Consider the following 14,033-nt stretch of genomic DNA (forward strand, 5'->3'; position numbering starts at 1 on the left):
TCAAATATTGCGAAGAGCATAAAAGTCGAATGAGTGCATTGAAAACTGGCAGCTCCATTAGATTTATGCAGATACTTAAAACAAAGAAAGTAAATCACTCTCAACTATCAGACTTACTGAAGTTCTGGATATTGAATTGATGCCAAATTTTATTTCAAAAAGTAAATAATTTACTAACGCTCGTGCACAAATTAAAAATAAATTATGCACGAGTGTAGCACTGTGAATTAGGAGTGCTATATTAAAGCTTACCTCACTATTAAAGCTATCGGTCAGATTAGATTAAAAACCTAATCTGACCGGTTTCTCTATAACCTTCTAAACCCTGATATAATTATATGGTAATTAGCTTAACTAGTGGTTAATATGCAAATTGATTTTATTTGTATGTTGAGGTAGCATAAACCATACTGTTTTACATCATTGTGCAACTTTATAAATTTTTATTGCTATTTCTGTTGACTACATTAATAGTGATAGTCCTAATATTACCTGAAAATTTAGGTACTACACTGAATTGCTCTCATCCAGTTCTAAATTTTGATTTATCTTTTCGTATCGTACTAATATCTTTTTTATCAGTTGCATTTTTAGCTGTTCTACCAACACAAAATTTGACTTTTTCAGAGATGCTATCTTTTTTTGCTTATACTACCTGCTCACTCTGTGCAATTTTATCCAAGCAGATAATGTTGGTTATAATATTCTTTGAATTAATGACCATCAGTGCATTTTTTATTATCGCAGCTAGCTGTAGAGATAGTGGATCTGCAATAAGGTACGCTTGTGTACACTTTTTGGTTGGAGTTATATTGACAGCAGGATTGGCACTTCAAAGCACTAACCTGATAATTTTGGGTTTATTGATAAACTGCGCTTGTTTTCCTTTTTCGTTTTGGGTTGTTGATGCATATCCTGCTGCATCACTACATGGCACTACATATCTCTCTTTATTTACCACTAAAGTCTCTTTTTTAGTGATGCTTTTACACACTTACACCCTATGGCAAGATTGTACTGAAATATTAGCACTTGTAGGCGCCATCACTGTAATTTACAGCATTATATTTGCTTCTCTTGAGCAAAATATTCGTAGATTTCTATGCTATAATGTTGTAGGACAAATGGGCTTGCTGATTATTGCAGGAGGTTTACTCAGCCCTTCGGAAAAGGCAATACCAATTTTGATGCTACACATAATTTTCTCTCTTGTTTATCAATCATTATTGTTTGTGGTTAGCAATGCGATTATTTCGCGGACAAAAACAATTAGTTTTAATGGAGTGGGTAAATTGATGTCAGTCGAAGGCATGTGTGCTATAATTGCGATATTCACAGTGGCTGCATTTCCTGGAACCGTTGGATTTATTAGCAAATCATACATTACAGCCGAGATTGAAGCAAGTGGTGCTAATTTAGAAGTGTATAAAAATTTATACAAGATTCTAAATTTACTGCTTTATTTAAGCGTGGGGCTCAAGTTTTTCTATTACATATTTATCGCTAAAAGCAAGTCCAAACCTTCAGAAGGGAAAGAAGGTAGAATAACAATGATTATTTTAGCATTCATATGTATAATTGCTGGCAACCCTTACTTGCCTATTTACAATAACCCTTCGATTTTCGATTTTGTGTACAACACAAAAAATATTTTGTCGCAATTTAATTTGTTATTATGTACCACTTTATTGTTTATTCCTTTACGCAAGTTATTTTACCCAAGAATAAATTTTAAAATGGATATTGATTGGATTTTTAGAGCTTTCGTACCCTATATTGTCTTGCTGTTCAATCAATTGGTCTTTAAAGTGAGAGAAATGTCTGCCAACGTACTGCAAAACTTGACTAATTCACTTACTAATTTATACTTTAATAATATTACTAAACTTAAAGAAGTGATAAGTTATAACTCAGTAAGTTTTGTTTCAGCTTCTTCTCTCTTTTTAATGAGTATTCTACTAATGCTATTATGTTTAAATCGTTAACTGAAAGTTTAAATTCTGTATTTAGTAAACTGAGAGGAAAGTCGATCATTTCTGAAAATGATTTTAATCTTGCCATGCGTGAAATACGTATAGCTTTAATTGAAGCTGACGTTTCACTTGAAGTTGCAAAAAAATTCATCAACGACATTAAAGATAAAGTGATTGGGGAAAAAGTCATAAAAAGTGTTTCTCCAGCACAAATGATAATTAAAATTGTGCAGGATAATTTAGTTGCAGTTCTCGGATCAGAGAAAAGTGACTTAAATCTAGCAGTTAAACCCCCTGCTGTGATTATGATGGTGGGCTTACAAGGTGCAGGTAAAACAACTACCTCAGGAAAGCTTGCTTTAAAGCTAAAAAAGCAAAAGAAAAAAGTGATGCTTGCCTCTTTAGACATTTATAGGCCGGCTGCCCAGAAACAACTTGAGGTGCTGGGTAAACAGATAGACGTACAAACTTTATCTATAGTAATAAATGAGGAGCCTATTGCAATTACAAAAAGGGCACTGGCAGCAGCAAAGAACGATAATTATGATGTATTAATACTAGACACCGCAGGCAGGCTTCATATTGACAATAATATGATGAATGAGTTGAAAGCCGTAAAGGAAATAGCTTCACCTGCAGAAGTTATTTTAGTAGCCGACGCAATGATAGGCCAGGATGCGGTCAACATTGCCAAATCATTCAATGAGGTAATAGGTGTAACCGGCATTATTCTCACCCGTGTTGATGGTGATGCACGTGGTGGTGCTGCTCTTTCTATGAAAATGATCACCGATTGTCCAATTAAATTTATTGCTTGTGGTGAAAAATTAAGTGACCTCGATGATTTTTATCCCGATAGAATTGCAAAAAGGATACTTAGCATGGGTGATGTTGTATCATTGGTTGAAAAAGCTGCTGAGATTGTTGGTCAGGAAGAAATTGATAAGTTACAAAAGAAAGTAAAAAAGGGTAAATTCGACCTAAACGACCTAGTGGGAATGTTAAAAACTCTGAGTAAAATGGATGGCATTAGCAACATAATGAAATTCATCCCTAGTTCATTCACAAAAAAGCTAAGTAGCAGTGTGCCAGACGACAATAAAGTGAAAAAATATATAGCCATCATAAACTCAATGACCGAAAAAGAAAGGCAAAATCCAGATATTTTAAATGGCAAAAGAAGACTTAGAATTTCTAAGGGGTCCGGAACAAGTGTAACTGACGTTAATCTTCTAATTAAGCAGTATAATCAAATGAGCTCTATGGTGAATAAATTCAGTAAAGTTGATCATAATAAACTCAAAGAATCTGATTTAATGGATATGCTGAGCAGAAAATAAATCAGCAGGTAGTAGAATGAAATAAAATCATCAGTTGTAATTGCTGTTGAGTAGTGAAGTAACAAATTCAATAAATTTCCGCAGTTGGAATTGGCATAATAATAAAAATTGATATAAGTTACTTTAGCTATATTTAATGCGTTGTTTTATAGCTAACACACCATACCACCGTGGCACTACACTAGTAACAGAACGACAATTGTCAGTAGCTCAAGTTAGGCTAGATATAGCATTCACAATATCGTTTGTAAACCTATAGCTATATATAATGAATGAATTTTTTTATATATTCGTTATTAGTATTTTGTATTTCTTGGACAGTTCCGTGGTAGATAATATTCCCTTCGTATAATACTGCTATTTTATCAGCTATTTTAAATGCACTATGAATATCATGTGTAATCGTGATAATTGTAGGGTTAAAGTCTTTAGATAATTTTATTATTATCTCGTTTACCATATCTGACATAATTGGGTCCAATCCTGAAGTTGGCTCATCCAATACAATAATTTCTGGATTGTGCGCAATCGCCCTTGCAAGTGCTACTCTTTTTTTCATTCCGCCTGATAGCTCGATTGGAAACATATCTGCTATGCTTTCCTCCAGTCCAACATCATTTAACTTCTCGATTGCTAGCTGTTTTGCCTCCTTTTCGCTGATATTAAAGCGCTTTTTATAATTAAAAGATATATTTTCCCACACTGTAACGTAGTCAAATAAAGCAGAATTTTGAAATAAGACTCCAAATTTATTTTTGCTTTCACTATTTATTTTAATAGACCCTGAGTCTGGTTTTAGCAATCCAATGATTATTTTTGTTAATACAGATTTACCACTTCCTGAGCCGCCAAGTATGACTAATGATTCCCCCTTCGATATATTAAAACTTATGTTGTTTAATATCGTTCTATCATCAAAAGACAAGCTTAGGTTCAATATTGATATTATGGGGCTATACATGTATCAAAGTAATCAAGTAGTTTGCTAAAATGATCAATATGGACGAAAAAACAACAGTTGATGTTGTAGCAACACCTACTCCTCGTGCACCTTCTCTACAATGGTAACCGTAATAACAACTTGAAACAGAAATTATAGCCCCAAAAGCAGTCGCTTTCATTAGCCCAACAACAAAATCGTTTATATTAAAGAATTGAGCTGTATATTTTATGTATATATTTAAATTGTGGTTAAATTCAAAGACTGCGGTGACATACCCTCCAAATATTCCTATTAGATCTGCACATACTGTAAGTATTGGAAATACTATAACTGACGCTAGAATTCTTGGTGCAATTAAATATTTGAAAGGATTGATGTCCAAAGTTGTAAGTGCATCTATTTGTTCAGTGATGCGCATCGTGCCAATTTCTGCTGCAATTGAGGACCCAACCTTTCCTACCATTATTAAGCTAATCAAAACTGGCCCTAACTCTTTAATGATAGTGATCGTAACAAGCTTAGGTACTACTTGTTCTTGATTAATCAATAGACCACTTAAGCTACTTTGTAAAACTATCACCGCTCCTATAAAAACTCCAGTGAGCCCAACAATTGGTAAAGAGAAAAAGCCTATCTCTATAATTTGTTTTGCTACATTGCTAAAATAATACGGTGGCACAAAGCAGTGGTATAGAGATTGAATAAAAAACACAAATGCGTTACCAAGCCTCAACAGAAAGTTGATAAAGCACCTACCGATTATTCTAACACTGTTTACATCAAAGGAACTCACTTTGCATTTATCTTAGCTAAAAATTAGTTTTACTGATTTTATTAAAATTTTTATTAACTCTATCGCAGAATATAGTCAAGATATATCTTAAGTTCAATATACTTTGATCAAAATGCTTGAGTTTAAGTTTATAAGACTGAATTGTATAAGAAAACCTTACTTATTTCGCTATTTACTTCTTGTAAAAAACATGCTACTAATAAATTGTGTTATATAATTGAATTGGAGTAAGTTTTGGCAGTTCCGAAGAGAAAAAAGTCAAAGTCAAGGCGTAATATGCATCGTTCTCATCATACTATTAAGCCTAAGAATATTGTGGTATGTGCAACAACTGGAGAATTCATGTTGCCTCACAACATAGCAGTTGACAATAGTTACAAAGGAAAACGTGTTTTCATTAAACAAAAGGCGGAGTAACTCATGATATGTTACCCACGGTCAACAACAACATAGTTATCGCACTTGATGCTATGGGAGGGGATTTTGCACCTCTTTCCGTAATTCAGGGTGCTAGTTTTTTCTTGGATAATCTTGTTGATCCAGGTGTTGAAGTTTTTTTTCATATTTATGGAGATCAGAAAGAAATATCTCCTTTGCTTTCAAAATACAAAAAAGTAATCGATAGCTCCGAATTTACCCATTGCTCTGATAATGTTCTTCCAAATGATAAACCCTCTTTTGCACTGAAACATCGCAAAGATTCAAGTATGAAGGCAGCTGTTGAAGCAGTGAAAAAAGGTAAAGCTTTTGGAATGGTGTCTTCAGGCAACACTGGAGCATTGATGGCTATCTCCAGATTTATTTTAGGAACATTACCCAATATCTATCGTCCTGCTATTGCATCTGTCTGTCCAACTAAGACAAAAAGCTTTGCATTGCTTGATCTTGGTGCAAATGTTGACTGTAATACTGACTCATTATTTCAATTTGCATTAATGGGGAGTATATTTGCAAAAATAGCATTAAAAGTTGAAAATCCTGAAGTCGCTTTGCTAAACATTGGTACAGAAGAAGTGAAAGGTACTGACTCAGTAAGAGGAGCTTTTGAGTTACTCAAAAATGCTCCAAGTATTAACTTCAAAGGATATATAGAGGCAAGTGAATTTTTAGATGGTAATATAGACGTAATTGTTGCTGATGGTTTTGTTGGTAATGTAATGCTCAAGACAGCTGAGGCAACTGCTGGTACTTTTATCAGTCTAATAAAACAGGAAGTATTTAACTCATGGATGACAAAAATGCTTGTCGGCATATTGTTGAAACCCAAGCTAAATAAAGCATTAGAGCGTTTTAATCCTAAAATTAGAAGTGGAGCTATGTTTTTAGGGCTAAATGGTATCATTATAAAGAGCCACGGAAATTCTGATGCTATTTCTTTTGCTCACGCTATAAAATTTGCAGTAAATGCAATCAGTGAAAATTTAAACCAGAAGATAATTAACGGGGTAAGTCATATTGAATAAAAGTTTCATATTGAGCACTGGTTCTTACCTACCAAAAAAAATTTTGAGTAATAACGAAATTGCATCGATAGTTGAAACAAACGATGAATGGATAAGGCAAAGAACAGGAATAGTTCAAAGACATATAGCAGATGAAGGAGAACTAACGTCAGATTTAGCTGTTAATGCAGCGAAAAATGCTATAGAAAAAGCGAAAATTTCAATAGATGAAATTGGTTTGATCATAGTTGCAACAACAACACCTGACAAAACTTTTCCTAGCTGTGCAACGATTATACAAAGTAAATTAAAGTGTAAAAACGCATTTGCTTTTGATGTACAGGCAGCATGCTCTGGTTTTATATATGCAGTTACAGTTGCTGATTCACTTATAAAGTCTAACGATAGAATTAAATACGCGCTTGTTATTGGTGCTGAAATAATGTCTAGGATTGTTGATTGGGAAGATAGGTCAACTTGTGTACTCTTTGGTGATGGTGCTGGTGCAGTGATAATGAAATCAGAAATGAGTAGCAGTAGCATTATATCAACAAACTTACACTCTGATGGCAATGTGGACTTATTATGTACAAACGGAGGAATATCCTCTACTCGTGATTCTGGAAAGATACTTATGAATGGAAGAGAAGTGTTTAAACATGCAGTAGAGAAATTAACAGCCTCAGTAGAGGAAACTCTAAAATGCAATAGTTTGAAGATTACTGATATTGACTGGTTAATTCCCCATCAAGCAAACATTCGCATTATTGAAGCAGTAGTAAAGAAATTAGATTTTCCTATAGAAAAAGTAATTAATACAGTTGATAAGCATGCAAACACCTCAGCAGCGTCAATTCCACTAGCCTTAGACTATGCAGTACAAGAATCAAAAATAAAGTCAGGAAATCTGATATTGCTGATTTCAATAGGTGCAGGTTTAGCCTGGGGTTCTGTGTTACTGCGCTATTAGACTTCCTATTACCCACGCTTCTTTTTTCTCAATTTTATCGTTACATGCTGTACTGACAAAGTTTTGAGATATTATCACAAACATTATATTCACAAGAAATACTTGACTTCACGTGTACTAAGAAGCATTTTATATATGATGTGTGCCCGTAGCTCAGTTGGATAGAGCAACAGCCTTCTAAGCTGTGGGTCGTAGGTTCGAATCCTACCGGGCACATTCTTCTATCAATGCTTTCTATAAATTTTCAAGTATTCTGGTACCACATTTTCAATTGCTAGTGGTCTAATTTTCATTGTTTCGAGATCATCTGACTTTTCGATTGAACTACTCATCATAACTTTCACCTGATCTCGAGTAAGTATAGGGCTTGCATCTCCAGTTATAGGTTTTAACAGCACAGAAACAACTTTACTTTCTAAGAAAAAGGCTATCAATCTTGCCATTGGAAAAGGTACATTGATCAGTAGACACTTTCTGTTAGTCACATTCAGAATAAACTTTAATAAGCTTTTAAAAGAGTAAACTTTTGATCCACCTATATTATAAATTTTTTTATCTTGCTTATTAAAGCTGATAATACGGTATACCACTTCAGCTAAGTTTGTTACACATATCGGCTGAAACTTCGTTATTCCACTACCGATCAACGGCAAAAAAGGAAGAATTGTTGCTAATCTTGCAAATTTATTAAAGAAATTATCTTCTTTACCAAATACAAGACTGGGCTTAATTATCATTGCTCCTTGAAACGCCGAAGCTACAGCTTTCTCACCTTTCAATTTACTTTGGGCATATTTTGATAACTTATCATTTTCTATTCCCATGGCAGAAAAATGTATCATCATGGATACATTTTTTATTTGCGCAGCTTTTGCTATTCTTTCAGCTATTCCAACATGAACTGTATAGAAATCGTATTTTCTTTTTTCATATAATATTCCTACTAAGTTTATAACAACATCACACCCCTCCATACTTTCTAAAATTGATTTTTCATTAAAAAAATCTCCTTCAAGTATTGATATTTGCCCTAAGTTGCCACATAACTTTAGACAAGCAGCTTTTTCCTGATCACGAGTAAATATTCTTATTAAATACCCCGCCGCTGCCAAGCGTCTTACGATGTGTTTTCCTATAAATCCCGTTCCACCAAAAATAACTATACGTTTTATCACAGTTAAAACTTCCAATAACTTAACTTTAAATTAATACAATAGTTTTATTTAATATTCTATTGTGAATTCCTGCACTATAAGGTCCATTCTCATTCCATGAGAACCTTTAACTAAAATTACATCATTACCTTGAACAATATTAGCTAAATTACTTTTCAATTGGTTAGAATCATCGAAATGCATGCCTTTTATATTCTCCGGTAAAAGTTTATTCAATTCTAACATAAATTTACCAACTGTATGAACTTTATTCACATTTTGTTCTACTATAGAATCAAGCAATTCTGTATGAAATACTATGCTTTCATTACCAAGTTCTAACATATCGCCGAGTAGTGCCACTTTTCTTAAATTAGAATATGTACCTAAAGTTCTTATTGCAGCCTTCATTGAAGTAGGGTTAGCATTATAGGAGTCGTTAATCAAATGTACTAATTTTCCATTGTATTTAGCTTGATGAACATTACCTCTACCTTCTGTTACAGTAAAATTCTCAAGTGCTAGTGGTAATTTCGATAAATCAAGTCCTAGACTTTGCACAACTGCTGTCACAACTAATGCAGAGTATGTAAAATGCTCACCCCGCAAACGTAAATTACAGTTTATAATTTGACCGTTGTGCGGTTTAATTTTTAAATTTATACCGCTATCGTTTCTTATTAGGTCTAACAAACGAACAGTAGCACTTTCATTCTTACCAAAGCTCACTACATTTCTGTCAGCATTTGATAAAAGATAATCATAATGTTTATTATCCTTGTTCAAAATCAAAGTACCATTATTTTTCATACCACATAGGACTTCTAACTTCGCTTGCGCAATATCAAGTAGAGATGAAAAATTTTCAACATGCGCAGGTTCGATGTTGGTAATAACTGCAATATCCGGATTGCTAATCTTCGATAGCTCTTTTATCTCACCAGCTCTATTCATTCCCATTTCAAGGATTAAGTACTGGCAGTTTTTTGGGACTTTTAGAATAGTAAAAGGTAATCCTATATTATTATTCAAGTTATCTTTGTTTGCATAAGACGCTCCATATTGCGATAGAACAGTGTGCAGCATGTCCTTTGTAGTCGTTTTCCCGACACTACCTGTAATTGTAATAACTTTAGCATTAACAAGAACATTTCTAATGTAATATGATGCCATATTATGCAAAGCTTTTAGAGTATCTTGCACAATAATTAGAGGAAAATTTCTATATTTATCTTCGCTTACTACCGCAGCAACAGCTCCTTTTAAAAATGCTTCATGTAGAAAATCATGCCCATCAAATTTCTTTCCCTTGAGAGCAATAAATAAATCGCCTTTTTTTATGCTTCTTGTATCCGTTGAAATATTTGAGCTATATACCGAATTACAAACACCCTCCCCTCTTCCGCCAGTAGCATCGATAATATTATTTGCGTTCCATTTTAACATAATTTATCTTTAAAGGTAATTTGAACAAGAAAAGCAGCAAAAATACTACATACTTTGGTAATGTACAAATAATGATTGCTATCTCTATAATTTCATCTTATAATAGATATACAAGCTTAAATATTTTCGTCTATAATTGGGTGTATTTTACTATCTGATTGTAGAAAGTGACTTGGAGGTATGTATGGCAAAAGATGAGTCAAATAAAAAGTCTATTTTGGCTAAGATAAAAGGCGTGTTTTTTCTTGTGCCTAAAGCACTTATTTATCCTATAAAGAAACCGTTTGCTTCAATTGATGAAATGAAGCATGATGCTAAAGTTTCATTAAAAAAGGCTGTGAGTGATGTACCTAAAGAAGAAGAGAAATATGACCCACCTATAAAAACCACAGAAGCTAGTAAGTACCTTGGCATACAAATAACAAAACAAGAAAAAGGTAAGGTAAGTTTTTTAGCGTCAAGAACTTTAACGGAGGATATACCTTACTTGAGTCCAGAGAAATTAGATAAAATAAGGAAAGATCTGCCAAATATAACTATTTTTAGAGAAGAAAACAAAATTGTAATTGAAGTTGATGTTGAGAAGATTATCCAAGAAATAAAAGATAAAAATCCAGGTATAGATGAAAAAGTAATGAAAAAGTACGCTCTTGAAGAAATTTATAATAAAATTGATTATGATCTCAAAAATTTGGCAAAAATTACTGGTGGAGAGTTTAAAGTTCACACAGACCGAAAGTTGCTGTATGATATTGCAGAAAAGTTGTATAGTGGATACGATAGTAAAAAGCAACAGTCACAAGAAGTTATAAGGTCTATAGGTAAAGAAAAGTCATCAGAGAAAATTTTAAATAATTGGCAAAAAGCTATTAAACAAGATTTTGAAAGTTGCGAAAGCATAAGAGGTAGGGGGAAATAAATTATGGAGAGTGTTATGAAAGAAGTTAAAATAGAGGAAAGGTATCATAGCCTAACTGTTCCTGGAGATATGTATCATTTACAACCAGAAGTTATTGCTGCAAGAAGGGCAAAAAGAATAGAAACGTTTTCAAAAAGACACCAAATGGACTATGGGTCAGTTTTGCGTGGACAAGATATACAACTAAAAGATGTTTCAAGTCTTGAAGATGCTTCTAGCGAAGCAGCAATAAGCCCACCTTCTACACCAAATCATAAGCAAAATAGAAGAGGACCAGGAATTTAATAAAGTATGGGTAGTACAGCTTATGATGACACTAATATTTTTGCTAAGATATTAAGAGGTGAGTTGTCTTATGAGGAAATACATAAAAATGAAAATGTGCTAGCTTTTCGTGATAAGTATCCTGATGCACCAGTTCATATTCTAGTTATACCAAAAGCTCAATACGTTTCATACGATGATTTTGTTCTGAAAGCTTCCGAAGAGGAAATAGTAAGTTTTTTTAAAACTGTTAGAGAAATAGCACATAAATATAACTTAGAAAAAACAGGATATAGATTAGTTACTAATCACGGTAAAGATGGAGAGCAAGTTATACCGCACTTTCACATACATATTTTAGGTGGTAAAAGATTAGGAAAGCATGTAAATTCATAGTGTTATATGTTTTTTAAATGAGTGAATATTTAACCATATTAATTTTTATCTGTGTATCAATTGTAGTATCCTTTACTTTAGGTGTATTACCTATGTTTCTTGCAGTCAGTAACCCAGATGGTGAAAAGCTTTCTACATATGAGTGTGGCTTTAATCCTTTATCAAGAGCCAGAAAAAGTTTCGACATAAAATTTTACTTAGTTGCAATATTGTTCATAATATTCGATTTAGAAATTGCTTTTCTTTTCCCTTGGGCCGTTTCTTTATCTAAAATAAGCTATTGCGGATTTTGGTCTATGATGATATTCCTTGCAATACTTACTATAGGCTTTATTTATGAGTGGTGTAAAGGTGCGTTGGAATGGGAATAAATTTATCTAATGGCGACTGGAATCGTTACAAAAAAGAAGGTTTTCTTATCACTAAATTTGGCGATTTAATAGATTATATAATGAACTGGGCAAGGTCTGGTTCATTGTGGCCAATGACATTTGGTCTTGCATGTTGCGCAGTAGAGATGATGCACACTGCATCCAGTCGTTATGATCTTGATAGATATGGCATAATCTTTCGTGCAAGCCCAAGGCAAGCAGATGTTATGATTGTTGCTGGCACGTTAACTAATAAAATGGCAGCAGCATTGCGTAAAGTTTATGATCAAATGGCAGATCCCAAATACGTCGTCTCTATGGGAAGTTGTGCAAATGGCGGTGGCTATTATCATTATTCTTACTCAGTAGTCCGTGGTTGCGATAGAATTGTGCCAGTTGATGTGTATGTTCCTGGATGCCCTCCAACTGCTGAGGCGTTGCTATATGGAATGCTATGTCTACAAAATAAAATAAAACGAACTAAAAATATATAGCATGGATAAAACTGCAAAATACATACAAAAAAAGACTAAATGTGAATGTATTCAGAAAAATGATGGCACTATTGTAATATATTCAGCTTTGAATGACATTGAAAATCACTTACTCTTTCTACGTGATGATGAAAAGTGTAGGCTTGAATTATTAGTTGACGTTTTTGGAGTTGATTACCCAGATAGAGAAAAACGTTTCGAGCTAATATACAATTTGCTCAGCGTTGTACACAATATCAGAGTGCACATAAAGCTTCAGTTATGTGAAGGTGATATACCTCTAAGTGTAGCAAAGATATTTAACGCAGCTTCGTGGTTTGAGCGTGAAGTATTTGATATGTATGGAATAGAGTTTTCTGATCACCCAGATTTACGTAGGATTTTAACGGATTATGGATTCAAAGGTCATCCAATGTTAAAAGATTTTCCTCTCACTGGCTACGAGGAAGTAAGATACGATATAGAGGCAAAAAAGGTTGTATATAATCCTATAGACTTACCACAAGATTTTCGTATGTTTGACAGCTTATCCCCTTGGGAAGGTAGTAAAGCCACAAAAGTAAATATAAAGGAGTAGAAAATGACAGCACAAAGAAAAAAAATATCTTTGATTGGTGCAGGAAATATCGGTGGGACTCTTGCCCATATGATTGCACTAAGAGAGCTAGGAGATGTTATTTTGCTTGATGTAAGCGATGGAATACCACAAGGTAAAGCGCTTGACATTACAGAATCATCTCCTATTGATCGATCTAATGTCAATATTACTGGTACAAATAGGTATGAAGATATAAAAAACTCTGACGCAATTATAATAACTGCTGGCATTGCCAGAAAACCTGGAATGAGCAGAGATGACCTTCTGCAAACTAATGCTGCAGTAATGAAAGAGGTTGGGGAAAATATTAAAAAACATTCTCCAAACGCATTTGTAATAGTGGTTACCAATCCTTTAGATGCTATGGTTTCAGTAGTATACAAATCTTCAAGTCTGCCAACTAATATGATTGTTGGTATGGCAGGAGTGCTTGACTCTGCTCGTTTTCGTTATTTTCTTGCAAGTGAGTTAAATATTTCTGTCGAAGATGTATCTGCTTTTGTGCTTGGAGGACATGGTGACACTATGGTACCACTAATCAATTATGCTTCAATTGCTGGCATTCCACTTACCCAAATCATTGAGATGGGTTTGATTACGCGAGGAAAAGTTGATGAAATAGTTGAGCGCACTCGTAATGGTGGAAAAGAAATAGTTGATCTACTTAAATCTGGATCTGCATACTATGCTCCTGCATCTTCAGCCATAAGTATGCTAGAATCATACTTAAAAGATAAAAGGCGTATATTACCATGCGCTGCTTATCTTAATGGTGAATATGGTGTGAAAGACTTATTCATTGGTGTTCCTACTATTATTGGCAAAAATGGAGTTGAGAAAGTTCTAGAAGTTAAAATGAACGATAGTGAACAAGAGATGTTTTATAAATCTGTAAGTGCAGTAAAAGAGCTCTGTCAGCTAAATTAATTG

The 14,033-nt window shown here is 33.8% G+C and carries 16 protein-coding genes and 1 tRNA gene; 13 read left to right on the forward strand and 4 right to left on the reverse strand.

Annotated elements, in window-relative coordinates; all coding sequences use genetic code 11:
• The first annotated feature begins 425 nt into the window (after positions 1–425).
• Both OOK82_RS04315 and ffh read left to right on the forward strand, forming a co-directional pair.
• Positions 426–1,985, forward strand: coding sequence for a proton-conducting transporter transmembrane domain-containing protein (locus tag OOK82_RS04315; protein WP_064085475.1), 1,560 nt, complete (start codon positions 426–428; stop codon positions 1,983–1,985).
• Positions 1,970–3,313, forward strand: a complete 1,344-nt coding sequence (gene ffh, locus OOK82_RS04320) for a signal recognition particle protein (protein WP_264377620.1) — start codon at positions 1,970–1,972, stop codon at positions 3,311–3,313. Before OOK82_RS04315 ends, ffh begins: the two co-directional genes overlap by 16 nt.
• A 259-nt stretch (positions 3,314–3,572) precedes the next feature.
• On the opposite strand, the gene OOK82_RS04325 is transcribed toward ffh, so the two are convergent.
• Together OOK82_RS04325 and OOK82_RS04330 are read right to left on the reverse strand one after the other, a co-directional pair.
• Complete coding sequence (locus tag OOK82_RS04325; protein WP_010405332.1) at positions 3,573–4,274, reverse strand: ABC transporter ATP-binding protein; 702 nt, start codon at positions 4,272–4,274, stop codon at positions 3,573–3,575.
• Positions 4,267–5,049: an MlaE family ABC transporter permease gene (locus tag OOK82_RS04330; RefSeq protein WP_029237671.1), complete on the reverse strand. Its 783-nt coding sequence runs from the start codon at positions 5,047–5,049 to the stop codon at positions 4,267–4,269. Before OOK82_RS04330 ends, OOK82_RS04325 begins: the two co-directional genes overlap by 8 nt.
• Positions 5,050–5,283: 234 nt before the next feature.
• Here OOK82_RS04330 and rpmF point away from each other — a divergent pair, with 234 nt between their 5' ends.
• The 4 genes from rpmF (at position 5,284) to OOK82_RS04350 (ending at position 7,677) form a co-directional block, all read left to right on the forward strand.
• Complete coding sequence (gene rpmF, locus OOK82_RS04335) at positions 5,284–5,466, forward strand: 50S ribosomal protein L32 (protein WP_029237672.1); 183 nt, start codon at positions 5,284–5,286, stop codon at positions 5,464–5,466.
• 8 nt (positions 5,467–5,474) lie between these two features.
• Positions 5,475–6,512, forward strand: coding sequence for a phosphate acyltransferase PlsX (gene plsX / locus OOK82_RS04340; protein WP_264704495.1), 1,038 nt, complete (start codon positions 5,475–5,477; stop codon positions 6,510–6,512).
• Entirely contained in the window at positions 6,505–7,461 is a 957-nt protein-coding gene (locus OOK82_RS04345; protein ID WP_264377619.1) for a beta-ketoacyl-ACP synthase III, read from the forward strand. Before plsX ends, OOK82_RS04345 begins: the two co-directional genes overlap by 8 nt.
• Positions 7,462–7,603: 142 nt before the next feature.
• A tRNA-Arg gene (locus OOK82_RS04350) sits at positions 7,604–7,677 on the forward strand.
• A gap of 8 nt (positions 7,678–7,685) precedes the next feature.
• Here the strand turns inward: OOK82_RS04350 and OOK82_RS04355 are convergent.
• The gene (locus tag OOK82_RS04355) at positions 7,686–8,651 is read right to left on the reverse strand and encodes a complex I NDUFA9 subunit family protein (protein ID WP_064085471.1); all 966 of its coding nucleotides are present in this window, start codon (positions 8,649–8,651) and stop codon (positions 7,686–7,688) included.
• 33 nt (positions 8,652–8,684) lie between these two features.
• Positions 8,685–10,061, reverse strand: a complete 1,377-nt coding sequence (locus OOK82_RS04360; protein ID WP_264336529.1) for a UDP-N-acetylmuramoyl-tripeptide--D-alanyl-D-alanine ligase — start codon at positions 10,059–10,061, stop codon at positions 8,685–8,687.
• Positions 10,062–10,245: 184 nt separating this feature from the next.
• On the opposite strand from OOK82_RS04360, the gene OOK82_RS04365 reads away from it, so the two are divergent.
• From OOK82_RS04365 to mdh, 7 genes are read left to right on the forward strand one after another with little or no spacing between them, the layout of a single operon-like run.
• Positions 10,246–10,980, forward strand: coding sequence for a hypothetical protein (locus OOK82_RS04365; protein ID WP_264686906.1), 735 nt, complete (start codon positions 10,246–10,248; stop codon positions 10,978–10,980).
• Between the two features lie 3 nt (positions 10,981–10,983).
• Positions 10,984–11,265, forward strand: a complete 282-nt coding sequence (locus OOK82_RS04370) for a hypothetical protein (RefSeq protein ID WP_010403548.1) — start codon at positions 10,984–10,986, stop codon at positions 11,263–11,265.
• A gap of 6 nt (positions 11,266–11,271) precedes the next feature.
• Positions 11,272–11,640, forward strand: coding sequence for an HIT domain-containing protein (locus OOK82_RS04375; RefSeq protein WP_006014413.1), 369 nt, complete (start codon positions 11,272–11,274; stop codon positions 11,638–11,640).
• Positions 11,641–11,657: 17 nt separating this feature from the next.
• Positions 11,658–12,011 carry an NADH-quinone oxidoreductase subunit A gene (locus OOK82_RS04380; protein ID WP_064085468.1) on the forward strand — a complete coding sequence of 118 codons (354 nt, stop codon included), beginning with the start codon at positions 11,658–11,660 and terminating at the stop codon, positions 12,009–12,011.
• On the forward strand, positions 12,002–12,505 hold the full coding sequence (locus tag OOK82_RS04385) for a NuoB/complex I 20 kDa subunit family protein (RefSeq protein ID WP_007302257.1): 504 nt from the start codon (positions 12,002–12,004) through the stop codon (positions 12,503–12,505). The genes OOK82_RS04380 and OOK82_RS04385 overlap by 10 nt, the downstream gene beginning before the upstream one ends.
• A gap of 1 nt (position 12,506) precedes the next feature.
• Entirely contained in the window at positions 12,507–13,082 is a 576-nt protein-coding gene (locus OOK82_RS04390) for an NADH-quinone oxidoreductase subunit C (RefSeq protein WP_017532371.1), read from the forward strand.
• Positions 13,083–13,085: 3 nt separating this feature from the next.
• Positions 13,086–14,030, forward strand: coding sequence for a malate dehydrogenase (gene mdh / locus OOK82_RS04395; protein ID WP_211907691.1), 945 nt, complete (start codon positions 13,086–13,088; stop codon positions 14,028–14,030).
• The last annotated feature ends 3 nt before the right edge of the window (positions 14,031–14,033 follow it).

Source organism: Wolbachia endosymbiont (group B) of Apotomis betuletana (genome assembly GCF_947250475.1).
In the GTDB taxonomy this organism is placed as follows: domain Bacteria; phylum Pseudomonadota; class Alphaproteobacteria; order Rickettsiales; family Anaplasmataceae; genus Wolbachia.